The sequence below is a fragment of the Chryseobacterium sp. A321 genome (assembly GCF_054489265.1).
The window spans coordinates 328,782-353,217 of record NZ_JBTMWZ010000001.1 but is presented as its reverse complement, the minus strand read 5'-3'; the positions used below and the strand labels follow the sequence as shown (position 1 = coordinate 353,217).

General features: G+C 39.5%; 25 protein-coding genes. 8 read left to right on the top strand and 17 right to left on the bottom strand.

The window, feature by feature from the left end; translation table 11 throughout:
• Nucleotides 1-832 precede the first annotated feature (832 nt).
• From ACX3PZ_RS01715 to ACX3PZ_RS01705, 3 genes are read left to right on the top strand one after another with little or no spacing between them, the layout of a single operon-like run.
• Complete coding sequence (locus tag ACX3PZ_RS01715; protein WP_459111857.1) at nt 833-1,279, top strand: hypothetical protein; 447 nt, start codon at nt 833-835, stop codon at nt 1,277-1,279.
• 23 nt (nt 1,280-1,302) lie between these two features.
• Nucleotides 1,303-1,485 (top strand): hypothetical protein, encoded by a 183-nt coding sequence (locus ACX3PZ_RS01710; RefSeq protein WP_459084779.1) that lies wholly within the window; start codon nt 1,303-1,305, stop codon nt 1,483-1,485.
• Between the two features lie 7 nt (nt 1,486-1,492).
• A complete protein-coding gene (locus ACX3PZ_RS01705) occupies nt 1,493-2,209 on the top strand; it encodes a GLPGLI family protein (protein ID WP_459084778.1) in 717 nt (238 codons plus the stop codon).
• A 537-nt stretch (nt 2,210-2,746) separates the two neighbouring features.
• Here ACX3PZ_RS01705 and tsf read toward each other — a convergent pair.
• From tsf to gltX, 3 genes are all read right to left on the bottom strand, one after another.
• Entirely contained in the window at nt 2,747-3,571 is an 825-nt protein-coding gene (gene tsf, locus ACX3PZ_RS01700) for a translation elongation factor Ts (protein WP_459111856.1), read from the bottom strand.
• A 210-nt stretch (nt 3,572-3,781) separates the two neighbouring features.
• Nucleotides 3,782-4,738: an acetyl-CoA carboxylase carboxyltransferase subunit alpha gene (locus tag ACX3PZ_RS01695; protein ID WP_459111855.1), complete on the bottom strand. Its 957-nt coding sequence runs from the start codon at nt 4,736-4,738 to the stop codon at nt 3,782-3,784.
• A gap of 50 nt (nt 4,739-4,788) precedes the next feature.
• A complete protein-coding gene (gene gltX / locus ACX3PZ_RS01690) occupies nt 4,789-6,297 on the bottom strand; it encodes a glutamate--tRNA ligase (protein WP_459111854.1) in 1,509 nt (502 codons plus the stop codon).
• Nucleotides 6,298-6,378: 81 nt separating this feature from the next.
• Here gltX and ACX3PZ_RS01685 point away from each other — a divergent pair, with 81 nt between their 5' ends.
• Nucleotides 6,379-7,344 (top strand): glycosyl transferase family 90, encoded by a 966-nt coding sequence (locus ACX3PZ_RS01685; protein ID WP_459111853.1) that lies wholly within the window; start codon nt 6,379-6,381, stop codon nt 7,342-7,344.
• Here the strand turns inward: ACX3PZ_RS01685 and ACX3PZ_RS01680 are convergent.
• From ACX3PZ_RS01680 to pdxA, 8 genes are all read right to left on the bottom strand, one after another.
• A complete protein-coding gene (locus tag ACX3PZ_RS01680) occupies nt 7,290-8,342 on the bottom strand; it encodes a hypothetical protein (protein WP_459111852.1) in 1,053 nt (350 codons plus the stop codon). The two genes, ACX3PZ_RS01685 and ACX3PZ_RS01680, sit on opposite strands and share 55 nt — an antisense overlap.
• A complete protein-coding gene (locus tag ACX3PZ_RS01675) occupies nt 8,324-9,085 on the bottom strand; it encodes a glycosyltransferase family 2 protein (protein WP_459111851.1) in 762 nt (253 codons plus the stop codon). Before ACX3PZ_RS01675 ends, ACX3PZ_RS01680 begins: the two co-directional genes overlap by 19 nt.
• Before the next feature lie 9 nt (nt 9,086-9,094).
• The gene (gene rocD / locus ACX3PZ_RS01670) at nt 9,095-10,348 is read right to left on the bottom strand and encodes an ornithine--oxo-acid transaminase (RefSeq protein ID WP_459111850.1); all 1,254 of its coding nucleotides are present in this window, start codon (nt 10,346-10,348) and stop codon (nt 9,095-9,097) included.
• A gap of 123 nt (nt 10,349-10,471) precedes the next feature.
• Nucleotides 10,472-11,827 carry an acetyl-CoA carboxylase biotin carboxylase subunit gene (accC, locus tag ACX3PZ_RS01665; RefSeq protein WP_459084770.1) on the bottom strand — a complete coding sequence of 452 codons (1,356 nt, stop codon included), beginning with the start codon at nt 11,825-11,827 and terminating at the stop codon, nt 10,472-10,474.
• Between the two features lie 71 nt (nt 11,828-11,898).
• Nucleotides 11,899-12,381, bottom strand: coding sequence for an acetyl-CoA carboxylase biotin carboxyl carrier protein (gene accB / locus ACX3PZ_RS01660; protein ID WP_459084769.1), 483 nt, complete (start codon nt 12,379-12,381; stop codon nt 11,899-11,901).
• 111 nt (nt 12,382-12,492) lie between these two features.
• Nucleotides 12,493-12,696, bottom strand: coding sequence for a 50S ribosomal protein L32 (gene rpmF, locus ACX3PZ_RS01655; RefSeq protein ID WP_459084768.1), 204 nt, complete (start codon nt 12,694-12,696; stop codon nt 12,493-12,495).
• Nucleotides 12,697-12,772: 76 nt separating this feature from the next.
• The gene (locus ACX3PZ_RS01650) at nt 12,773-13,330 is read right to left on the bottom strand and encodes a YceD family protein (protein ID WP_459084767.1); all 558 of its coding nucleotides are present in this window, start codon (nt 13,328-13,330) and stop codon (nt 12,773-12,775) included.
• Nucleotides 13,331-13,468: 138 nt separating this feature from the next.
• Nucleotides 13,469-14,551, bottom strand: coding sequence for a 4-hydroxythreonine-4-phosphate dehydrogenase PdxA (pdxA, locus tag ACX3PZ_RS01645; protein WP_459084766.1), 1,083 nt, complete (start codon nt 14,549-14,551; stop codon nt 13,469-13,471).
• A gap of 58 nt (nt 14,552-14,609) precedes the next feature.
• Here pdxA and ACX3PZ_RS01640 point away from each other — a divergent pair, with 58 nt between their 5' ends.
• From ACX3PZ_RS01640 to ACX3PZ_RS01630, 3 genes are read left to right on the top strand one after another with little or no spacing between them, the layout of a single operon-like run.
• Complete coding sequence (locus tag ACX3PZ_RS01640; protein WP_459084765.1) at nt 14,610-15,209, top strand: riboflavin synthase; 600 nt, start codon at nt 14,610-14,612, stop codon at nt 15,207-15,209.
• Complete coding sequence (locus tag ACX3PZ_RS01635; RefSeq protein ID WP_459084764.1) at nt 15,196-16,650, top strand: sensor histidine kinase; 1,455 nt, start codon at nt 15,196-15,198, stop codon at nt 16,648-16,650. The genes ACX3PZ_RS01640 and ACX3PZ_RS01635 overlap by 14 nt, the downstream gene beginning before the upstream one ends.
• Nucleotides 16,650-17,348 carry a tRNA1(Val) (adenine(37)-N6)-methyltransferase gene (locus tag ACX3PZ_RS01630; protein ID WP_459084763.1) on the top strand — a complete coding sequence of 233 codons (699 nt, stop codon included), beginning with the start codon at nt 16,650-16,652 and terminating at the stop codon, nt 17,346-17,348. The genes ACX3PZ_RS01635 and ACX3PZ_RS01630 overlap by 1 nt, the downstream gene beginning before the upstream one ends.
• Before the next feature lie 51 nt (nt 17,349-17,399).
• Here ACX3PZ_RS01630 and ACX3PZ_RS01625 read toward each other — a convergent pair whose 3' ends face one another.
• On the bottom strand, nt 17,400-18,113 hold the full coding sequence (locus tag ACX3PZ_RS01625; protein ID WP_459084762.1) for a cell division ATP-binding protein FtsE: 714 nt from the start codon (nt 18,111-18,113) through the stop codon (nt 17,400-17,402).
• Nucleotides 18,114-18,259: 146 nt separating this feature from the next.
• Nucleotides 18,260-18,418, bottom strand: coding sequence for a 50S ribosomal protein L34 (gene rpmH / locus ACX3PZ_RS01620; RefSeq protein WP_459084761.1), 159 nt, complete (start codon nt 18,416-18,418; stop codon nt 18,260-18,262).
• 221 nt (nt 18,419-18,639) lie between these two features.
• Between rpmH and ACX3PZ_RS01615 the strand changes: the two genes are divergently transcribed.
• Nucleotides 18,640-19,665, top strand: a complete 1,026-nt coding sequence (locus ACX3PZ_RS01615) for a DHH family phosphoesterase (protein WP_459084760.1) — start codon at nt 18,640-18,642, stop codon at nt 19,663-19,665.
• Here ACX3PZ_RS01615 and ACX3PZ_RS01610 read toward each other — a convergent pair.
• Genes ACX3PZ_RS01610 through tilS form a run of 4 tightly spaced genes read right to left on the bottom strand, consistent with a single transcriptional unit; the run spans nt 19,639 to nt 24,417 of the window.
• Complete coding sequence (locus ACX3PZ_RS01610) at nt 19,639-20,415, bottom strand: alpha/beta fold hydrolase (protein ID WP_459111849.1); 777 nt, start codon at nt 20,413-20,415, stop codon at nt 19,639-19,641. The two genes, ACX3PZ_RS01615 and ACX3PZ_RS01610, sit on opposite strands and share 27 nt — an antisense overlap.
• A gap of 13 nt (nt 20,416-20,428) precedes the next feature.
• Nucleotides 20,429-20,932: a hypothetical protein gene (locus ACX3PZ_RS01605; RefSeq protein ID WP_459111848.1), complete on the bottom strand. Its 504-nt coding sequence runs from the start codon at nt 20,930-20,932 to the stop codon at nt 20,429-20,431.
• 59 nt (nt 20,933-20,991) lie between these two features.
• Entirely contained in the window at nt 20,992-23,067 is a 2,076-nt protein-coding gene (locus ACX3PZ_RS01600) for a protein-disulfide reductase DsbD family protein (protein WP_459111847.1), read from the bottom strand.
• Between the two features lie 18 nt (nt 23,068-23,085).
• Nucleotides 23,086-24,417, bottom strand: coding sequence for a tRNA lysidine(34) synthetase TilS (gene tilS, locus ACX3PZ_RS01595; RefSeq protein ID WP_459084756.1), 1,332 nt, complete (start codon nt 24,415-24,417; stop codon nt 23,086-23,088).
• Nucleotides 24,418-24,436: the final 19 nt, after the last annotated feature.

Genomic DNA, 24,436 nt, shown 5'->3' with positions numbered 1-24,436 from the left:
GAAATTTGACACTTAAATATAAAAAGCCATTAACTGATCATTGCGATTAGGCGTTAAGTTGCTATTTGATAGTCATGGGGAAATTGTATTGCGAAACTGAGCATTTTCATATGGTAGAGAATTGCTAAAATCAAATGCTGGATTTTCAGATTGATATTTTCATAAAGTTATTGATTTGTAAGTTTTCCGGACGTGACAGAATCAGTTCAAAGATGTTTCCTATTGAGTGAATGATCTATTTACGTATTAACCTAAAAAGCAACAAATATTATAAATTTATTATGCATCGCATATAATTAATCGTGAAATAGAACTGAAAGCATAAAATATTTTTCTAATTTTCCAATGTCAAAAGAATGTGGTATTTATTTAAAAAAACAAAATTGATTAAATTTAATTTAAAATAAAATCTTTATATTTGGATAAATTGTTAAAATATAGACATTATTGGTTAGTAGAAGCGATACGATAATTAAGTTAGAAAGATCAATCTTATTTATTGTAAGAAAAGATAGAATATTATTACACATTAACTTTAATCTCAGAGTTAAGATAAAGTTCCCGACTTAACTCTTTAAAAATTGGGAGTAATCATGTCATATTATGAAAAGGTATTTTTATTTAGCAGTTGTTTGCGTTGTCACCTTTTTGAGCTCAGGTACCACAAGTACTGATGTTAAAGGTGAAAGGTCAATCTCCGAAACAGAATTAAATTCTAAATTTTCGACAGTAGACAATGAAGTTTCTTTGTTCAGAAGGTCGTCTGAATTTGTCACTTTAAAAAAAATCTTTCAATTTAAAAGATGAAAATTTCAATTTTAGTGAAGTTAAGATGAATAACCACTTTAATGAAGAAAGTAAATTTTATACTATTGCTGTAGATGTTATGGGGAGAAAGGACTTAATGCATTTTATAAAGCTTCCAACCAATAATTATATGGTCGTTTATAATAAAATTAATGTAAATAAAGAAAGTTTAACGGGATATTCCGAACTCTACGATGAATCTAAAAATTTTTATATTGATTATAAAATTAAAAAAACACAAAACGGTTATGAAATGACTTTAAATGATGTTCTTACAAGTAAGAGATTAGGAATATTGAAAGCTGCAAATGTTGCTGCTGTTAGTTGTGTAGGTGAAACATATAAAAAAATGAAAGATGCATGTGATGCTGACGACGATTGCAAGCTTCTATGTGACGCTGCCGATATCTTTGCAGGTCAATGTACTGGAGCGATGATTGCCAGTGCTCTTTATATTTGCGCTACGAATTAATAAAACCACTTAAAACAAGACTTATGGATACATTATTTATGATATTTATTGGGTTAGGACTAATAATTTACGCTTGGGGATTCATTGCATTAGATTGGAAAGATAGAAATGCGACTTTATGGTTAATTGCAATCATTGCACTTCCTGTTATGGGTTCGCTGGCTTACCTTAGTTACAAACAAAGACGTAAATATCACAAAAGTTAATATAACAATGAGCTTATATAAAAATATAAAAATTATCATCTTATTTATTGGTATTTGCGTTAAAAGTCAACAAGTACAGGTTGAATATGTGCTAGAAGGTCTTGATATTAAAGATCCCACATTTAGTACTTTTAATCTAGATATTAAAGATAATTCATCTAAGTTCTATCCCATTTCTATGTGCGAGCCATTTGATGCAAATTCAGTTTATATGCAGGTGCATATGGAAGGGAATAAATTAACCATTCTTGATGGCACATCCCTTCCTTTAGAGGTTTCATTAAATTATGATTTTAAGTGGAGAATCTTAGATAATTCAAAAATTGAAAATAACTTAAAAGTACAGGAGGCTATTGGGGTTTTGAACGGTAAACAAATCAAAGCTTGGTTCACAAATGATATACCGCTAAATCAAGGTCCTTTTATATTTAATGGTCTTCCAGGTTTAATCACCGAAATTATAATCCCTGACAGAAATATTTCGTTCAAGTTTTCTTCAATTTCTGACGGGAATGAAAAATGTGATAAGTCTATTTATCAAACAGATAAACAAAGGAAGGAACTCACATTAAAACGGTACAAAGAAATATTCGATGGGATCAATTCTAATTATGATGCATTAATTAAAAAATTTGAAGAAATTGGGTTTGGAGCTGGCACGGCACCATTAAAGCAAAATTCCTCAGATATTAAAAAGTTCAATATGCTTCGTGAAATATTATGAGAGATTCAGATTGAAGCATTTTCAAGGTAGAGGAAACTTATATTTGAATAGGCCTTTGTAAATTTATTCGAAGAGGTGGAATTGAGCAACTTGATTTGAAATCGTTTATTAAAGAATTCAACAAATTGACGATGCCAACTCCTACCAAAAAATAACACTTAAGTATTTGGATTATGCTTATGTAGAAAATGCCTATTAAATACTATTGCATTTTCAAATTAGTTGGATTAGGAAGTCAAGTCTTAGATTCTTGCAAAATCCTGAAAAGGAATGGATTATTGACAAGACTAGAGGGGGACAATTTTGTCCTTGTGATGGTACCTTACTTCTGCGGTTTCAGCACAAGTGAAAAATTAAATTTTTTATTTTCAGATAGATATGACCTCATAAATCTAGATTTAATTTTTCGTTGGACAAGATGGGAAATTATCTACAATTGGTCCTTTCTTTTTTTTGCTATGCGTAGTATTCAAAGATAACAAAATAAAAACTCTGCCATTTTTGGCAGAGTTTTTATTTCTCGAAAATCTTCCGAATTTATCCTAATGCAATTCTTACAAATCCTAATACTTTTAGGTCTGCATTGATTGATTTTACATATGTGGCAACCGATTGGCTTCCGTCTTTGATATACGCTTGGTGAACAAGAGTATTGTCTTTGTAGAATCTCTGCATTTTACCTTTAAGAATATTGTCGATAATGTTTTCAGGTTTTCCTTCTTTCACAAGAAGTTCTCTTTCAATCTCTAATTCTTTTTCGATGGTATCTTGAGATACTTTTGTTTCGTCAAGTGCAATTGGGTTCATTGCAGCTACTTGCATAGAAACGGATTTCGCAACTTCTGCAGCTCCTTCTACATTCGCAGATAGAGAAGTGATCGCAGCGATTTTGTTTCCAGCGTGGATATAAGCTCCTAAGAATGGTCCTTCAATTCTTTCGAATGCACCAATTTCAATTTTTTCTCCGATGACACCGGTTTGTTCGATCAATTTGTCAGCAACGGTTAAACCATTGAATTCAGAGGCTAAGAATTCTTCTTTTGTAGAATAGAAGATTGCTTGTTCTGCTAATTCATTTGCTAGCAAGATGAACGCTTCGTTTTTAGCAACAAAGTCGGTTTCGCAATTCAATGAAATGACAGCACCAAGTGTTGCATCTTCGTTTACTTTAGCGATTACTGCACCTTCAGTAGACTCTCTGTCTGCTCTGTTTGCAGCTACTTTTTGTCCTTTTTTTCTTAAGATATCAATTGCCTTATCGAAGTCGCCTTCTGCTTCCACTAAAGCTTTTTTGCAATCCATCATTCCGGCACCGGTGGTGTTTCTTAATTTTGCTACGTCTGCAGCTACTGGTGTGTACATATGTTTACGGTTTTATTTTAAAAAATAAGTAAAATAGAGCTCTGTTTTAGAGCGTTGCAAAGATAAGAAATAATCTGCAAAAAGTATAGGCGCTTCAGGGGTTAATTTCAAGGTGTTAAAAACTTGTTTTTTTGGTTCTATAGAGCGCTCGACCCAGAAAAAGGCAAAGCCGAAGATTACTTCGGCTTTGAACAATTTATTTATTGAAGATTATCCCTTCCATTCTCCCATTTCTACGAACTTGTTTTGTCTTTGGTTCACAAGCTCTTTCGGAGTCATGTGTTTGTAATAAGCAAGGTTTTCAAGAACAGAGGATTTTAAATTTTGGTAAGCCAATTTGGGGTCGTATTGCGCTCCCCCTAGAGGTTCTTCTATAATTCCATCAATGATTTTATTTTTGAGCATATCTTTTGGAGTCAGCTTTAAAGCATTGGCCGCATCTTCTTTGTGCTCCCAATTTCTCCATAGGATAGAAGAGCAACTTTCCGGTGCGATAACTGAGTACCATGTATACTGTAACATAAACACTTTATTGCCCACTCCAATTCCTAAGGCTCCACCACTCGCACCTTCGCCAATGACATACGTGAGAATAGGCGTTTTAAGTTGAACCATTTCGTAAATATTCTTTGCGATCGCTTCTCCTTGTCCTCTTTCTTCCGCTTCTAGTCCAGGATAGGCTCCGGGCGTGTCAAGTAGAGTGATGACAGGAATGTTAAACTTCTCAGCTAGCTTCATTAAACGAAGTGCTTTGCGGTATCCTTCTGGATTGGGCATTCCGAAACGTCTTTGTTGACGTTCTTTGGTGGTGCGTCCCTTTTGGGTACCGATAATCATTACACTCTTGCCGTCAATCTTGGCGAGTCCACCCACCATAGCGAGGTCGTCTGCATACCCGCGGTCCCCGTGAAGTTCTAGAAAAGATCCTTCGTCTACAATTCCATTTATAAAGTCAAGTGAATAGGGGCGGTCTGGATGCCTAGATAGCTGTACCGTCTGCCACGGCGTTAGATTCTCGTAAATGTCTTTCTTTTTAGCAAGGATTTTTTCCTCGATTTGGCCACAAGCGACCTGAACATCTACACCGCTTTCTTCCCCTAAAAGGGCGCAAGCTTGGTATTGATCCATCAGTTCTTTTATAGGCTGTTCAAATTCTAAATATTCCATTTAAGTTGTACTCAATTTATCGTCAAATGTAAGAAATAATGCGGACTTTTCTATAGGGTATCGCAAGCATGCTGGATTCGAGCTCTGGTTTCTGCCTTCCCTAGGATCTCCATGATGTCTGGAACGTCGGGTCCTTTTAATTCACCCACAAGTGCCAAACGAAGTGGCATCATGAGTTTGCCCATGCCCACTTGCTGGGTTTCCGCGTAGGAATGCAATGCGACACTCAGGCTTTGGGAATCAAATTCAAGTCCCTCAAGTTCCTGGTGTAGTCCGCTAAGCAAAGTACGGCTTTGTTCGCCCCAAGCTTTTTTGCGTGCCTTTTCTTGGTATTCTGTAGGTTTTTCAAAAAAGAACTGACCGTTATAATAGATGTCTTTCACAAACGTCGCTCTCTCTCGCATAAGGTTAATTATTTTAAGAAGCTTATCATCTGGAAGTTCACTTTCATTGACTTCAGGTAGTGCCTTTAAGTAGGTAAGGATTTCTAACTCTGATTTGATCTGTAGATATTGATGGTTAAACCATTCTGCTTTTTCTTTGCTAAAACGTGCTCCTGCTTTGTGGACTTTTTCAAGATCAAATTCTTGGACAAGATCCTCTAAGGATAGTATCTCTTTATCATCGGCTGCAGACCATCCCAGCAGAGCAAGAAAATTGATAAAGGATTCGGGGAAATACCCTTCTTCACGGTAGCCTTTTGAGACCACACCGGTGGTGGGGTCCTTGAAGTCCATAGGGAAGACCGGGAATCCAAATTTATCTCCATCTCTCTTGCTAAGTTTTCCTTTGCCTTCTGGCTTTAGGATGAGAGATAGATGGGCGAATTTGGGCGCTTCCCAATTCATGGCTTCGTAGAGTAGGGTGTGGAGTCCTAAAGAGGGCAGCCATTCTTCTCCTCGAATTACGTGCGATATTTTCATTTCATGATCGTCAATAATATTTGCGAAGTGGTACGTGGGCATTCCATCGTTCTTCACAAGTACTTTGTCGTCCAATGTGTTTGTGTTGACCGCAAATCGACCTCGAATCATATCGTCTAGTTGCAAGATTCGGTCAACAGGCATTTTAAATCGAACGACATACGGAGTGTTTTGATCCAAAAGAGCTTGAACCTCCGTATCAGAAAGCGAAAGAGAATTCTTCAGTCGCGTTCTTGTAAAGTAATCGTAAGCGAAGACTTCCCCTCGACTTTCGTATTCACTACGAACGGCATCGAGTTCTTCTGGCGTGTCGAAAGCGATGTATGCGTAATCTGTTTTCAGAATTTCAGCGGTGTATTTATCGTATATTTCTCTACGTTCGCTTTGTCGGTAAGGACCATAAGGACCTCCGTGTTTTGGGCTTTCGTCTGGGATTAGACCGCACCATTCTAAGGCCTCGAGAATGTACTGCTCGGCACCGGGTACATAGCGAGTCGTATCTGTGTCTTCAATTCGAAGAACAAAATCGCCTCCCATTTTTTTCGCAAACAGGTAATCGTATAAAGCCGTTCGTACACCTCCTAAATGTAGCGGGCCTGTGGGACTTGGTGCAAATCGCACTCTTACTTTATTCATGAGAAATAATGTTAAGTTGCAAATTTACTAATTTAAGCTTGTAAAAAATTAGGTAGCTTTGCACAATTTCAATTTTTGCACATGAAAATTCACAAACAAAATAAATTTTTGTTTTACGTTAGGGGGTTTGTAACCGATCGTTTGCCCACTAGGACGGCAAGTGCTAAAATTTCAGGTCTTAAATTTGGCTTTTCTGAGAGCCAGCTTGCCACCATAGAGGAAAGGGTTGCGTATTACAATCGTATCGATAAGCCAAAGACGATTGAAGGGAAAACCCAGGTAAGAGATTTGTTGAAACCAAGAACCCCAAAGTCGTATTTTTTTGACACGTATCGCTATGCGCGATATTTTGGACTGGATCGGTTTATCGATTATGTGTTTGGAGATGTCATTGCAGTGCCTAATACACCCTCTGTGGTCAAGAGCCGACCCATCCAAGGGAACAATCAAAACAGTGTTCTTTTAAAGCTAAATCGAGCTAGGCACTTTATTCATGTGGAGAATGACAAGCCTTTTCTTGAGAAAAAGGATCTTCTCATCGGAAGATGCGCAATCTTCCAAGAGCATCGCTATGCATTTTTTAAGAAGTACTTTGCTCATCCTTTAACGGATTTAAGACAAGTGAATGGGAATGGAGGAAATCCGAATTGGGTAGGACCTAAAATTTCGATTAAAGACCATCTGGATTTTAAATTCATTCTTAGTCTAGAAGGGAATGATGTGGCAACCAATTTAAAATGGATCATGTCGTCAAATTCAATTGCGGTGATGCCTAGGCCCAAATACGAAACATGGTTTATGGAGGGCAAATTAATTGGGGGCGTGCATTATATTGAGATAAAAGACGATTATTCCGATTTAATTGAGAAGCTCACGTATTACATTGAAAATCCAGCGGAGTGCCTGCAGATCATAGAGAAAGCCCAGTTGCATAGTGCTCAATTCCAGAATTCTAAAAGTGAAGATTTGTGTAATCTTTTGGTTTTGCAGCGTTATTTTGAACGATGCTCGCCCAAGTCTAAAACAGGAAGTTTAATCGCCTCATAAGGAGGGAGCTCAAGAATGTAATGAATCCAGTTGGTGAAACTGTATTTTTGCTTTAGAGAAGAATCTAGGGTACGGTAAGGTCTTTTTAAAAACTCTTCCAGACCCTCAAAATTGGAATGCTCTTCCCAAACAAAGAAATTGTCGGGATGATAAAATTCGTATTTTTTGATCTCAGCATTATTCGTAATTAGTTTTTTCTCGTAGCCAATGGCTTCAAAAGTTCGGAAAGAAAGCCCGTCATGTCTCCCGTTTACGAAGTCAATTAGAACGCCGGCCTTCTTTACATTTTCCAGATTTTGATCAAAGCTTATAAAGGAATCTATAAACAGAGCGCCACAGTGTTTGTATTGCTGCACAACGGAACTGTTTTTAGTCAGAAGGTGGATTTTGGGAACAAATTCCGCGGACAGGATTCGTTCGATGATTTTCTCGATCGGATCCATTCTGTTTTTGAAATAACTTCCTACAAAATAAACCACCTTAGGATCTGCTTCTCCTTGGAAAGGGGAGTGGTAATCAAAATAAAAATTGGTTGTAGGAAGTACATTCTTTGTTTTTAATAGGTCTGCAGGATCAAAAACAAAAAACCGATCGAATAGGGGAATGTATCGCTTTACTTGGGGAAACAAATCAATGCCATCCCATTGGTAAGCGCACGTGGTTATGCAATGCGTTAAAGTCCATTTTAAAAACCCGATTGGAAAACAGTCAGGACGAATAAAAAGTGCAAAATCAGCTTTTTGCGGCAGATTGCTAATTTCTGTTTCAAACTTCGTTTCGAAAGGTTTAAACCTTAATCTGTTTTTGTAATCCCGGTCTTGAAATAAGGTCTTACGAATAAAATTAGTAAGTTTTTGAATCTTGCTTTTGTAGGTGAACTCCTGAGGAAAAGAAATATCGATCACCTTAAACCCTAAATAGTCTAAGTTCTTTTTGATTTCGTTACTTACATTGTAAGCAGTAGGGGCACCGAAAATGATTACTTTTTGTTTTTCCATTCTTCTCGAAGGGCGTCGTAAGTTTGATAGACGTATTTACTTTGTAGCTGTGCGATTTTTAGACCTATTTTCCCGTCCAGGAATCCTAATTTTAGAACATAGGTTTTAAAAAACCGAAAAGCAGTTTTGATCCCTTGTGTAAATGGATTGTATCGCTTTTGTTTTTGAAAAAGTTCTTTTCCTTTCAACTGCCCGTAATGGGCCATTTTAGCTTTGTAGGATTTTAGATCCCGTACAGAGTAATGCAGAAGTTTGTTGCGTAATACTCCGATCTCACCTTCTACATGAAGGGTTTCATGAACTAATTTTTCTGAAATGTAATGGCATTTGGATTTGCGGAACAATCGAAAATTCTTATCCTTTTGAGTGCCCGAATACCGAATAGGTTTGTTTTCAAAGAAAAACAATCGATAAAAATAATAGGCGTCTTTTCGATTTGGGCTTTGAAGTGTGTCTAGAATTTCAGCGCGTAAATTGGGTGCAATACGCTCGTCTGCATCGAGGAATAAGACCCAATCGTGCTTTGCCTCTGATAGGGCAAAATTACGTTGAGAAGAAAAATCTTGAAAGCAATGGCTAATCACCCTCGTTTTTGGGTGCTCCTTAGCGAATTGCACTGTTTTGTCAGAGCTGAAAGAATCAATGACCAAAATTTCATCGCATAAATCAAAAGAGTTTAAAACTTCTTTGATATTGTCTTCTTCGTTAAAGGTAATGATGAGGCCACTGATTTTTTCGCTCATTTTTAAATATTATGCTTTGAATTCGCGCACCGTCTTTTTAAGGATTTCCATGCATTCATCCAATTGTTTCTCTGTAATTACCAAAGGAGGTGCCAAACGGATGATGTTCCCGTGAGTAGGCTTTGCGAGTAGTCCATTTTCCTTCAGGGCTACACATAAATCCCATGCGGTGGAAGAGTCGGGAGTATCGTTGATCAATATGGCATTTAAGAGCCCTTTGCCCCTTACGGCGGTAAGCAAATCAGACTCCTCAACTAGTTTTTGAATTTCTGCTCTAAAATAGTCTCCTAAACTTTGCGCTCTCTCGGAAAGTTTTTCTTCTATAACCACCTCAAGTGCTGCTACCGCTACGGCGCAGGCAATTGGATTTCCTCCAAAGGTGCTTCCATGCTGTCCTGGATTGATTACTTCCATAATGGGATTATCAGCAAGTACAGCGGAAACTGGGTACATTCCGCCAGAAAGTGCCTTTCCTAAAACAAGGATGTCCGGTTGAACGTCCTCGTGATGGCAAGCAATTAGTTTCCCGGTTCTAGCAATACCCGTTTGGACTTCGTCTGCGATAAAAAGTACGTGGTGTTTTTTACAAAGTTCCGAAACAGCTTTTAAATATCCGTCTTTTGGCACATAAACTCCGGCTTCTCCTTGGATAGGTTCTACTAGAAAGGCGGCAATAGAATCACCCTGCTCGGAGAGCACTTTTTCCAAAGCCTCGATATTGTCGTAGGGTATCTTGAGAAATCCAGGTGTGAATGGACCGTAATTCGTGAAGGCATCTGGGTCGTTTGAAAACGAAACAATGGTTGTGGTGCGTCCATGGAAGTTGTTTTCACAAACCACGATTTTCGCTTGGTTTGGACTGATTCCTTTTTTCTCGTAAGCCCATTTCCTAGCTATTTTTACGGCCGTTTCCACGGCTTCTGCTCCGGAATTCATTGGGAGCACTTTGTCGTATCCAAATAGAGAGGTAATTGTTTTTTCATATGGACCCAGTTGATCGTTATAGAAAGCGCGAGAAGTAAGGGCAAGAGTTTGCGCCTGGTCTACTAGGGCTTTTACGATTTTAGGATGGGAGTGCCCTTGATTTACGGCAGAGTAAGCAGAGAGAAAATCGTAATATTTCTTTCCTTCTACATCCCAGACATACGGACCTTCCCCTTTTTCAAGAACCACCGGCAGGGGATGGTAATTGTGAGCACCGTATTGGTTTTCAAGATCGATGTAATACTGTGAATTCTTTTTTGAAGAAGTGTTTTGGGCCATGTGGTTCTATTTTTACAGATTATTTTTTATTGAATAGTAAACAAAAGGCCGGCTTCCTAAAAGGGATTGCCGGCCTATGTTCTAAAGTATGGAATGAAATTGCTTTGGGTTCACAGGGAACTCTTATTGCATTTCGTATTCTTTGCTCATCACAAAGGATTCCATGAATTTAGTGGTGTATTCGCCAGCTAAAAATGCAGGATCGTCCATAAGTTGACGATGGAAAGGGATGGTGGTTTTAATTCCTTCAATGTAAAACTCATCCAATGCACGCTTCATTTTAGCAATCGCTTCCTCTCGGGTTTGTGCGGTTGTAATAAGCTTTGCAATCATGGAATCGTAATTCGAAGGGATAGAGTAGCCTGAATACACATGTGTATCCATTCTTACTCCATGTCCACCTGGAATGTTTAGGCCCTTGATTTTCCCTGGACTTGGTCTGAATTCGTTATATGGATCTTCTGCGTTGATACGGCATTCGATGGAATGCAATTTTGGGAAGTGATTTTTCCCTTGGATTGGTGTTCCTGCCGCAAGTAAAATCTGTTCCTTAATCAAATCGTAATCAATTACTTGTTCCGTAATGGGATGTTCCACTTGGATACGCGTATTCATTTCCATGAAATAGAAATTTCTATGCTTATCAACCAGGAATTCAATCGTTCCCACTCCTTCATACGCAATGAATTCTGCAGCTTTAACGGCCGCATCTCCCATTTTGTTTCGCAATTCATCGGTCATAAAAGGAGAAGGCGTTTCTTCTACCAATTTTTGATTTCTTCTCTGAATAGAGCAGTCTCTTTCCGAAAGGTGACACGCTTTTCCGTATTGATCGCCCGCAATTTGAATTTCAATATGTCTTGGCTCTTCAATGAGTTTCTCCATGTACATTCCTCCGTTGCCAAAGGCGGCAACCGCTTCTTGAATTGCAGATTCCCAATGTTCTTTTAGGTCCTCCTCTTTCCATACTGCGCGCATTCCTTTTCCTCCACCGCCGGCAGTCGCTTTAATCATGACAGGATAGCCAGTCTCTTTTGCAATTCGAACGGCATCCTCGTAGGAATCAATTAGTCCGTCAGATCCAGGAACACAAGGAACCCCTGCTGCTTTCATGGTTGCTTTCGCATTTGCTTTGTCTCCCATCCTTTCAATTTGCTCTGGAGTCGCACCAATAAACTTGATGTTGTTTTTAGCGCAAATACGTGAGAAGTTAGCGTTTTCAGAAAGGAACCCATACCCAGGATGGATTGCATCGGCATTGGTGATTTCCGCTGCTGCAATAATATTGGGGATCTTCAAGTAGGAATCCTTGCTCATTGCAGGTCCGATGCAAACCGCTTCGTCCGCAAATCGTACATGCAAACTGTCTTTGTCTGCCGTGGAATAAACGGCGACCGTTTTGATTCCCATTTCTTTGCAAGTCCGAAGGATGCGCATGGCAATTTCTCCTCGGTTTGCGATAAGTATTTTTTTGAACATCTTTTTTGAATAATTTAAGTTAGTAATTTTCGATCTTTTTTAATTTCGATCGATAAAGTCTAAATGATTCCTTAAGATGGATCCACTAAAAATAAAGGTTGGTCGTATTCTACAGGAGTAGCATCGTCAACTAAAATTTTGACAATTTTTCCTGAAACTTCCGATTCAATTTGATTGAAAAGTTTCATAGCTTCAATGACGCAAACGACTTTACCTTCTGTTACGGAGTCTCCTACATTTACGAATACTTCTTTATCTGGAGAAGGTTTTCTGTAGAAGGTACCAATCATTGGCGATTTAATAGTGACATATTTACTGTCTTCATTGTTTGCAGCAGGCTCACTCGCGGGTGCACTGTTTGCAATTGGGGCTGGCGCTGCGGGTGCAGGGGCTGCCTGTTGATACATTTGCGGTTGCACTGCGTATCCTACATTTTCATTTCCACCAAGAGGAGTCTTGATAGTAATTTCGAAGTCTTTCGTTTTGTACTTCACTTCGGATACTTCCGATTTTGACACAAACTTGATCAGATTTTGTATGTCTTTAATGTCCATAACTTGTTATTTGAATATTGGCCAAAAATACAAAAAAACAACAAAAAACCACTCATTTTTAATAAAAATGAGTGGTTTTTGTATAAAATTGAAGAACTATCGGTTTAGCGACTAGTTTTCTTCTGTAGTTTCGGTTTCTTTTTCCATTACCACTTTACCTCTGTAGTAAAGCTTCCCTTCATGCCAGTGTGCTCTGTGGTATAAGTGCATTTCACCCGTGGTTGCGTCTTTCGCCAATTGAGGAACGACTGCTTTATAATGGGTTCTTCTCTTGTCTCTTCTTGTGCTGGATTGTCTTCTTTTTGGATGTGCCATTTCTAATTATTTTTTAATTGATGAGTGATGAGAGAGGATTATCGTATCTCATCTCATCTATTTAAAATATTTATTTTTAATTTTTGTCTTTCAATTTTTTGAGCGCTGCCCATCTAGGGTCTACTTCTTCCGGCTCACTTTCTTCTGTTTCCTTCTGCTCTGATTCTTTCGCTTCTTCTTCACCAAACAATGCATAACGCTCGACAAGCTCCCAATCTTCCTGCGCAATCGAAGGAGAGATTTTCTTCATTGGAATCGAAAGCACGACCATCTCGTATAAGATTTGCGCCATATTAAAGGCGTGGTCGCTCGATGGAATCGTAATGACTTCCTCGTTGCTATCGTCGTAGGTCTCACCGAAATTCACTAGTAATTTCAACTCAGGGTTGATTTCGTAGTCGAATATTTCGCCTGTTATGTCGCACTCTAAGGCGACTGGTCCGTGGACTTCGATCCAAAATTCAAGAAAAGTGGTGTGCTTTTCCATTAGGATTTCTGCTACTAATCTTGGATCAGTAAACTCTTGTTCCGCTTCATGTAGTTCAAAGAACGATTGATCTATCTCAAATTGGAACTTATGTTTTCCGTTTTTCAGTCCGGAAAAGACTACTTCGTAGTTTCTAAATTTGTCCATAAAATGAGGTTGCAAAAATATGCATTTTTTTTGATTTAGCAAATATATTTGGTGGCAAATACTCTTTTTGAGACCGAGGGCTTCGAATTTATTAATTTGTCTGCGCTGTAACCCGCCTTTTTACTGCCTTTGCAAGGATTAGTGACTAGGAACATCTTCGTCGATTCCATGGTCCTTATTTGTGCTTCTCGGTTTTAATCGGTTCGACATGAGGTCGTTATATTCATTTCTGTTCTTGAAGAGTTTTACGGCGGTGAAAACGGCTTCAGTGAAGCTACGTTCATCCGCAATGCCTTGCCCCGCAATGTCGTAAGCGACTCCATGGTCTGGTGAAGTTCGAATGAAAGGAAGTCCGGCCGTGTAATTAACACCCGTTTCGTAGGCAATGGTTTTGAAAGGAGCAAGTCCTTGATCGTGATACATTGCTAAGACGGCATCGTAGTGTTTGTATTTTTCAGGCTGAAAATAACTGTCTGCAGGAAAGGGACCAAAGGTTAAGATTCCATTCTCGAACATTTCGTTAATCGCAGGTTGAATGATTTCTATTTCTTCAGACCCAATGGTGCCACCGTCACCCGCGTGTGGGTTTAGTCCGAGTACTGCAATCTTGGGTTTTTGTATTTGGTAGTCCTCAATTAAACATTGGTTCAAAATACGAATTTGCTTTTTTAGTACCTCTTTGGATAGTTTTTGAGCCACCTCCGACAGGGGGATGTGATGAGTGGAAACGGCCACCTTTAGATCTTCCGTCACCAGGAACATTAGACCTTTTTTGTCCATTTGTGCTTCTAGGTACGGAGTGTGACCCGCATAGGCGAAACCGTGCTTAATCATTTCGTCCTTATTTATAGGAGCTGTAACAAGAACATCAATATCTCCTTCTTTCAAGGCGTGAGTTGCTGCCTCCAAGGAGTCAATGGCCATTTTTGTAGATTCATCGGTGGGGGTGCCTAGCTGGACGTTCACGTTGTCCTTCCATAGGTTTACCATATTTAATTTGCCTTCCTGTGCCTGGGAGGCTTCCGTGATGTAATTGAAATTGACTTGAAGCTTGAAAATGTTTTTCTGATACGTGAAAAGCTTTCCTGAGGCAAAAATGACCGGAGTGAAAAATTCGGTGATGTTTTTATCATTTAAAGTTTTCATGATAATTTCGGGGCCAATCCCATTAAAATCGCCTACCGATATACCGACTCGCACTTTTGGATATTTAGAACTCATAGTTTATTATTATCTTTGAAAAGAATTTGAAAGATACAAAATTAACAAAAAGTACGATATGTTCACGGGAATAATTGAAGGTCTTGGTCGAGTGGAGAAAATTCAAAGCAATGGGCGCAACGTGGATTTCACTCTGAGCTCCCCTTTTACAAGGGAGTTAAAGGTAGATCAAAGCGTGGCACATGACGGTTGTTGCCTAACCGTAGTAGCCATTGAGGAAGACCGCTATGTCGTGAATGCGATTGAGGAAACTCTTATGAAAACCAAGTTAGGAGAGTGGGAATTGGGCTCGCAGGTGAATTTAGAACGTTGTACTGTATTAGGGGGACGTCTTGATGGGCATATAGTGCAAGGTCACGTGGATCAAACCGGAACCGTTTTAGGAATAGAGGATGTGGAGGGTAGTTATTTGGTGCGGATTGGGTATGATGAATCCTTTGGATTTCTAACCGTGGCGCAAGGCTCTATCACAGTGAATGGAATAAGTCTGACCGTAGCTCGAAGCATGGATTCTGAGTTTTCTGTAGCTCTAATTCCTTATACGTGGGAGTTTACAAACATGCATGCATTAAAGGTTGGACAAAAGGTTAATCTTGAATTTGATATCATTGGAAAATACGTGACTAAATTAATTTCAAGACAGAATGCCATTAAGTAAATACAAAGGATATAGTTTACGAAATCGAGTTTTTTGGGGCTTTATGATCGTTTGTTTGATGAGTAGCTTCGCCTCATCCATCCTTTCCTTTGTTCTGTTGAAAAACAATGCGATTGAGCAGAATCTGACAGAGCAACAAGCAAAATCGGATGCCCTGATGGCTTCGCTGGACTACGCGGTAAGTCATCAGCAGTTATTTTCTGAAGATTTACCTCGAGTATTGAGCAACAAAATCTATGAGATCTCAGATATCAATAAAGCGGACATAATCATTTACGATCTTAAGGGACGATACCTTGTTTCCAATAAAGACAGTGAACGCGTCAAAAATGAGCGTCTGCCTCTGTCTATTTTAAATGACGTGCTGGCGGCAGATAGACGTGTGGATTTCACCACTTTTGACAACCGAATCAAGGCGAATGTCGTGTCGTCTTATATGATACTTAAGAACAATACATTAGAGCCTATAGGGATTGTTTATTTCCCTTATTACCATAGCGATTCTGCTTATTTAAATGTAATGTACAAGTATGCGAAGTATATTTTACTTGTTAATATTTTTATTATTCTTTTATCGTTGTGGCTCAGTTGGGGAATTTCAAAGAATTTAACCAATGCGTTAACCAAATTTTCAGGACTGATCAACAAGCTTACGCTTTTTGAAAAAGATCTGAAGCCGATTCGATATTATAAAAATGACGAATTAAGTTCTCTTGTAAAATCGTACAACAAAATGATTCTTAAAATTCAAGAGCAAAAGGAACGACTTTCTTTTACCGAGAAGGAAAGAGCTTGGCGAGAAATGGCAAAGCAAGTGGCTCATGAAGTGAAAAATCCTCTTACACCGATGAAGCTTACCATTCAGAATTTTCGTCGCAAATTTGATCCTAGTGATCCAGATATCGTGGAGAAAGTAGCGCGAATGAGCGATTCGGTGGTAGAACAAATTGATTTGGTCGCTACCGTCGCCTCTGCTTTCTCACAATTTGCGCAATTGCCGGATAAGCACGATGAGGTGTTTAGTCTTAACAAAGAGATTCATAGCATTATACGAATCTTTAATGACGATAATGTTTTCGTCCATGCCAATCGCGAGGATATTCAAGTGAAAATGGATAGAATCTATTTAAATCGAATCGTAACGAATTTAATCACCAATGCGAGGCAAGCTGCTGACGATGAAAGACGTTCCATTATTAATGTAGATTTGGAACAAATTCAAAAGCGTATCACCATTTCCGTTGAGGACAACGGAGTAGGGATTCCACAGGAAATGTTTGACCGAATATTCGAACCGAACTTCACTTCTAAAAATTCAGGGATGGGTCTAGGTTTAACCATGGTCCGGAAAATGGTGGAGGAATATAAGGGTGAGATCCATGTGAAATCAGAGCTTGGAAAGTTTAGCCGTTTTATTGTGACTTTACCTACGAATCTTTAATGAAGTCTTTCCGTTTTCAAAAGTTTGAGATTAAACAGTCGCGTGAGGTTTTTCGAGTGGGGACAGACGGGGTGTTACTTGGAGCATTAGTGAGTGTTGCCCAGAGTGAAAATGCCCTGGAAGTAGGCGTAGGTACTGGTCTTATTTCACTAATGCTTGCGCAGCGTAATTATGCATTGAAAATAGTGGGTATCGATATAGATCCGAAGGCAGCACTTCTCGCAAAAGAGAATTTTGAAGCTTCGAATTTCTCCGCGCGATTAAGCGTCCAGCACAAGGATTTCAAAGAATTATCTAAGGAGACGCTGTACGATTTGATTGTCTCAAATCCGCCTTATTTTTCACCTAATGACTCAATCAAGGACAGAGTTGCACGACAAACTGTACATCTTAATTTTCCAGAATTAATAGAAGGTGTCAGAAGGCATCTGTCTCCTAGTGGAACCTTTGGTGTGGTGATTCCAAGTCAATTCACTACCGATTTCACTGAGTCTGCTACGCTGGCAGGTCTGCACTTAGTGCGAATGATTTCGATTCAAGGAGTATCTGGCGGTCCTATTGTAAGGGTCGTTCTCGAATTTAAATTTCAAAAACAAAATCTCATCAAGGGAAATTTAACCGTCGAAGAAAAGCCACGCGTTTTTTCAAAGGAGTACCTGGAGCTCACAAAAGAGTTTCACTTATTTGATCGAAACTAAAACAGCTTTTTAATTCGAAAGAATGGCCTTAATAACGAAAAACCTTGAGCGTTAGGCTTCAAATAGTTCCGTAGTGTCCATCACACTTACTTCTCCATCTTCGCATTTGATTGCTTCGCCTGGGAAATTTTGAATCATGTGGTAGTCGTGAGTGGCCATAACCACAGCAGAATTGTTTTCCATTGCGACGCGCTTAAGAAGCGTCATGATTTCATTAGATGTCTCAGGGTCTAAGTTTCCCGTGGGTTCGTCAGCAAGAATTAGCTGAGGATGGTTAAGAAGGGCTCTGGCAATGGCAACACGCTGTTGTTCACCACCCGAAAGTTCGTGGGGCATTTTATGCTTTTTGCTTTTCATTCCCACACTGCTTAAGACCTCGTCAATTCGGTCTTGAATAGCACTGCTTTCTTTCCAGCCCGTAGCTTCAAGAACAAATTTCAAATTTTTCTCTACTGTTCGATCTGGGAGCAATTGAAAATCTTGGAATACGATCCCTAACTTTCTTCTTAAATCCGGGATTTGGGAAGTTTTCAGTTCTTCCAAGTTGTAACCCGCCACATTGCCTTGGCCTTGTTGCAATGGAATATGTCCATACAGAGTCTTTAAAAGGGAGCTTTTTCCAGATCCTGTTTTTCCAATTAGGTAGCAGAATCTTCCTTTTTTAATGTTCAGGTTGACGTCGCTTAAAACGGTAAAACTCTTTTGTGCAATTCTTGCACGTCTTAGACTAATAATATTGTCTCCGGATAGGTTACTGTGTGGCATTTTATTATTGGGGCTGAGGTTGGTAAACTTAGCTCGTCAAAAATAGAGAAAACTTCTAAATTTACTCTAGTTTTTAGGAAAAATTAACAACAAAAAATGCCTGAAAAATTTCTTTTTCAAGCATAAGTATGTGAATCGTAAAAGAATTATCTTTTAGCACGAACCGAGCTAACGCTCAAGCTCTTTCTACCTTTAGCTCTTCTTGCAGCTAAAACTCTTCTACCGTTTGGAGTAGACATTCTTTCTCTGAAACCGTGCTTGTTTCTTTTCTTTCTTTCTGATGGTTGGAATGTTCTTTTGCTCATTTCTAATATCTTTAGTGTAAAACTATCTCTTGATTTTCAGAATGCAAAAATACAAATTATTTTATACCCTACAAACTTTATTTGAAAAAAGAAAAGAATTCTAACCAGGCACTGGGGAGAGAGAGCTCGGGAGCACGAAACGAATAATAGGCTCTTTTTCTTGCCTTGCTTCCCTTAAATTTAGAATTAAGAAAATGTTACCTTTGCAAAAAACCTAGTCTATGTTTACACCCTCCGAGCTTCTCGATATTCATACTTTACTAACTCCCGAAAGGAAAATCGTGATTTTAACGCACTACAATCCAGATGGCGATGCCATCGGTTCTTCCTTAGGGCTTAAGCATTATTTACGAGCTCGTGGAATTGAATCTGAGGTGATTGTACCGAATGATTTCCCTAAGTTTTTGAAATGGATGCCGGAGGCGAAAAAGATAACCATTGCGGATTACAAACGCAAAAAAGCATGGGATCTTGTGGCGGAGGCAGACGTTTTGTTTATTCTTGATTTCAATGCTTCACATCGATTAGGCAATCTTGTGGGCCCTTGGCTTGACAGAGCAAAAGGAGTGAAAATTTTAATTGATCATCACCAGCAACCGGATGAATTTGATTTTGTGTATTCAGATACGAAGGTGCCAGCCACCTCGCAAATGATTTACCATTTTATTGAGGCCTTGGAGCAGGAAAGCTTGATTCAAGTCGAGGCTGCACAGTGTCTCTATTGCGGGATTATGACGGATACAGGAGGGTTTCGTTTCCGCTCAACGAGCGCAACCACCCACCGAATCGTTGCTGATTTAATAGACCACGGTGCAGATCCATCCTTGATTTCCAGTCAGACCTGGGACACCAATTCGGTATCTCGTTTAAAACTTCTGTCGCTCGTGTTGGGAAGATTGGAGATGGTAAAAGATGGACAAGTTGCCATTTTATACTTGACCCGTGAGGAATTGAAATCGTATGGGTTTGAGAAAGGGGATACCGAAGGATTTGTAAACTATGGGTTAAGTATTCTAGGATCGAGAATGGCGGTGTTTTTCATGGAAGATCTGTACGAAGACTTCATTAAGATTTCATTCCGATCGAAAGATGATGTGGATGTGAACAAATTTGCACGTGCTCATTTTAGTGGTGGAGGTCACATCAATGCGGCAGGCGGAAGATATGATGAAACCATTCAAAAGACCATTGAAAAATTCAAGAATTTAATCGTCTCCGAATCATGGGGCGATAGCGGTATTGGTTAAAAGTTCATGATTTATGACCTGCGCACAAACCTCAGGAATCTCTAAGTGACCGTTATGTCCGCAATCTAAAACATAGGCTTTGATATTGGCCTTTTGAGGGAGGTCCTTATAGAGTTTATCGGACTCAATCGCCTGATCGTGTCGGCCAAGAACAAACATGATTTTACAATCTAATTCTTCGATTACAGCTTTCCGATTAGGACGCTCCATCATTCCTTTTACGCTAGCGAGAACTCCCTCTACAGGAGTGGCGAGCGCCACCTCTTTTGCGAGTTGGATAGGACCCGATAAAGCCTTTAATTCAAACTGGCTAAACAAGGGTGGTATCCCTGCATTTGCGTAGGATTTGAAGTTTTCTGAAATAATTCTTAGACTTCTTGCACGTTGGTCTTTTTTGTCTTCACTGTCTTCAAAATAACTGGAAAAGAAAAGGGTTAAGCTTTTTAAGGATTGAGGGTAGAGTTCCGCAAAGGCAAGTGCTGCGTATCCACCCATCGAATGCCCAAGGAGGTGTACCCGTTTCCTTTGCAAATGAATCAGGACTTCCATCACGTCCTTAGCCATCTTGTCCATAAAGTTTACTTCGTGCAGAGGCTGAGAATCGCCATGACCCGGTAAATCGATACTTACGACTGTGAATTCCTTGCTTAAAAAGGGGGACATAAGTTGCCAAATCGCAGTGCTTTCCATGAACCCATGGAGCAAGACTAGAGTTTGAGGACCCTCCCCATGTTGAGTGAAATGTAGCATACGAAGTTTAGTTTTAAAAGTGAATATCAATATACTCTACAAAACCCTGGCCACCGACTTTGTCTTGTAAACGATAATAATTTTGTTTGCCTTCCTTAGCAAAAGTCATTTTCTTATTTCTTAGGTAGGATGAATTGGGAAAGGTTTGGCTAATTTCCCCTTCGAAATTTATATATTTAGCGGAAACCTTTTGAAGCTCCCCAGTAATCTTGAGGCTTTGTTTGCCCTGAGTGATGATCCCCGAGACTTTGTACCGATCTCTACCCACATTTTCAAGCTTGATAGGGCCTTTGAAGTTTGCCTCATCGCTTTGAAAGGATAGGGTAGCCTCCGAGTTAAGCTGTGGAAATTGGTTCTGTTTATTGCGCGCCTCTATTTGCTCATTCAGTTTTTGGCGCTCGATATTTAGGGAGTCAATGCGTTGGTTTTCTACCTCTATGGGGGACATCGTGTTTTTCTTTTCGCAGGCCACAAGTAGTAGGGCAACAGCAAAAAAGACAGGGACTCTATTTTTCATCTTTTTTTTCAAAGATAAAAAAAAGAGCACTAAATGATAGTACTCTTTTTTTTGCCAGTTTATTTATTTTGCTTGAAATATTGGACACCGCATTCCAAGAATTTTTTGAAATCCTCTTTTGGCATATAGCCAGAGATAGGATGGTTAATTACTTCGCCCTCTGGGGTGACCATCACATAATGAGGCTGTGAATTGTTATTGAAGTTAATCTGTTGAAATAAACTCCACCGATCCCCAATGGTTTTTATTTTCTTCATTTTTCCACCTCCCATGTCAATTCGGGTTTGCTGCTCTAAAGGAAGCTCTTCTTTGTCATCAATGTAGAGGGAAGCTAACACAACCTCGTTTTGTAGAATAGGAAGAATGTCGGGCTCAGTCCAAACGAATTCTTCCATTTTACGGCAGTTTTCACAGCCATACCCAGTGAAATCGATAAGAATAGGTTTGTTTTGCTCCTTCGCTAACTGGATTGCTTCAAAGTAATCATGCGCAGGGTGCATGCCTAGAATTCCATCACCTTCTTTATGTAAGTAACTCACATTTAATGGAGGAAGGATACCAGAAAGCATTTGCAGTTTTGGTCGTTCCGCAGGAATTAGGCCTTGAACGAGATAAATCAAAAATCCGATTCCAAGTACTCCAAATAGTTTTCGTCCAAGGGATATTTTTGGGTTCTTGTCATCGTGCGGGAATCGAATCTTACCAAATAGATACAGCACGAGGGCAAGGGTAATTAGGATCCACAGAACGATAAACAATTCTCTTTTCAAAAGGAAGGTTTTAGAAACCAAATCGGCTTTCGAAAGGAACTTTAAAGCAAGTCCTACTTCGATGAATCCTAAAACCACTTTTACTGTGTTCATCCATCCTCCTGATTTTGGAAGGCTTTGAAGTGCTTGTGGGAAAAGAGCCAGAAGTCCAAAGACAATAGCCCAAGCCAAACCAAAGCCTCCTAAGGCGAATGTAAGCAGCATGGGGACATCGGAGGAGCCTGTGACGGCACTTCCTAACAAGGAGCCTAAAATAGGACCCGTACAAGAAAAGGAAACAATCACAAGCGTTAGGGCCATAAAGAAAATCCCTATAAACCCGCCTGTTTCTTCTGCTTGGGAGGATTTATTGGCAATGGAACTAGGAAGCATAATTTCAAAATACCCAAAAAAGCTAAAGGCAAAAACCATGAAAATCACGAAGAAGGTCAAGTTAAGCCAGACCGAGGTGGATATTTGATTGAAAATATTACCTGCAATTCCGTCCACTAAGTGAAATGGTACACTTAAAAGGATGAAAATCAAAAATATAAAAAAACCGTAAATGCCTGCGTCTCTTCTGCCTTTCGCTTTGCTTTTCGCTCCTTTTGTGAAGAAAGAAACGGTCAGAGGGATCATTGGAAATACGCATGGGGTAAGAAGTGCGATCATTCCCCCAATGAAACCAAGGAGCAAATAGGTCCAATAGTTCTCGGAATAACTTTTTATTGCATTTCCACAATTCGTTAACGGATTTTTATAATCTAAAGTGCTTATTTTTAAATTTGTGGGATCCACTAGGGAAGCGGTGCTACTCGAAGGAACCGCAGAAGTAACCACCCCTTGATTTTGCACTAAACTATCGCTTTGGGCCTCAGCTAGCATTGTAGATTCGGGCTCTTGTGCTGAGATCGCATCAGAAGTGGAGGGCTGTAGTTTCTTTTCAAACTCGACAGTATTAGGCGCTAAGCAAACTCGGTCGTCACAAGTTTGGTATGTGAATTCCGCGACAATCGTGGCCGACTTGCTCGGGTTTTTAAGTTTGAACTTCTGTTTGAACAGCGCTTTGTTGGAATAGTATACGATTTGAGTTCCAAAGGCTTCGGAATATTCATCAAATTTTTTACCGACTTCCTTTACCCCTCCCACGAGTTCAATGCCTTGTGGCGAAGAAACGATAAGTTCCGTGGGAATGCCGGAGTCCGGAGGAAGATCTTTTGAATAAATGTGCCAGTTCGGTTCTAACGTGGCATCTAGCGTAGCTTCGTAGAGGTTGTCGCCAACAGATTCAATGTTAAATTTTAAATGGACAGGATCTTTAATTTGTCCTGAAACGGCTGTTAAAAGAAAGGTTAGTACAAGCGTTAACCAAGTTTTTAATTGCATTGTGGTAGTGTTGTGGATTTAATGTTCACTTTCTATCAAAAATGAATAAACGTTATGATGATGGTTTTCCGCGCTAAAGCGGCGATCTTGTCTGAAGGGTAAGACGCCTAAAATTTGATTTCGCGCATCGCATAAAATCCAAATTTTAGATTTTGCTAAAATAGATAATTTTTCGTCCTTAAAAAACTTTGAGATTTTCTTTTTGCCTATCATGCCTATAGGGTAGAAAAAATCACCTGTTTTTTTATGTCGAATTTTAAGAGGAAGCTCAATTTCATCGGCCTTAAATTGCCATTTTAAAGCTCCAAAAGATTCAAATTCGCTTTTTAGATGAGAAGGAAAGGAAATCTTTCCCTTTGAATCGGTAATTTGAAATTCCTGTTCATCGGTTTCAAGAATAGCAGGGTTTTTCGTTAAATGCAATTCTGTTCGGTTCAAGATTGCATGCTGTGAGCCCAGAGAAAACATACTTCCAGACTTGCTACTAAAGAGTTTTTGCATTTCCTCTTTGCTAGAAAAACCGATCGATTTCAAAACTTCGTATTGCAAGGCTTCTGGTTTCTCGACTAACGCTTGCAGGTCAAGGGATTGAAGTGCTCCTGAGCTACTATAGGATCCGTGTTGGGCTAAAAATTGCTCCCCTTCTTCTCGAAGGTATTCTTGTGCTAGTTCAATGATTTCAAGGCTTTTATGAAAATTCCCGAGGAAATTTTCATTGGTATCCTTTAAAGGAGGAATAATGTGGTGACGAATGCGATTTCGTAGATAATGGTCGGATTGATTGCTTTGGTCTTCGCGGTAGGCAACCTTGTTATGCTCAGCGAACTCATAGATTTGGTCTTTTGAAAAGGACAATAAAGGTCTTAAAATTCCATTCTGGTTTTTAGGTATTCCACTCAGTCCCTTTAATCCACTGCCCCTAGAGAGGTTGATTAAAAAAGTTTCAAGCTGATCCTCAATGTGATGCGCGGTCATAAGCAGCGGTAGGTTCCTTTCCTTTTGCACTTTTTTGAAAAAATCATAACGCAGTGTTCGCGCCCACAATTGAATGGAGCCCTCTGGTTTTTGGTCCTTTGGTCCCACCGAGTAAAAGTGAAAGGGGATCTGGTGGGTTTTGCAGAACTCTTCTACAAGGATTTGGTCCCGTTCTGACTGCTCCTCTCTTAAATGATAGTTCACATGAGCGATTTCAAACTGAAGTCCTGCCCTTAGACAAAGGCTGCTTAAAACCATCGAGTCCACCCCACCACTCACCGCCAATAAAAAGCGTTGAGCCTTCAAATTAGGAACTAATGTGAGTAGGGACTTCTCAAAAAGAGAAACTGTTAAAGGATTTGTTAAATAACTCATAAAGTCCGTTAAACAGGAC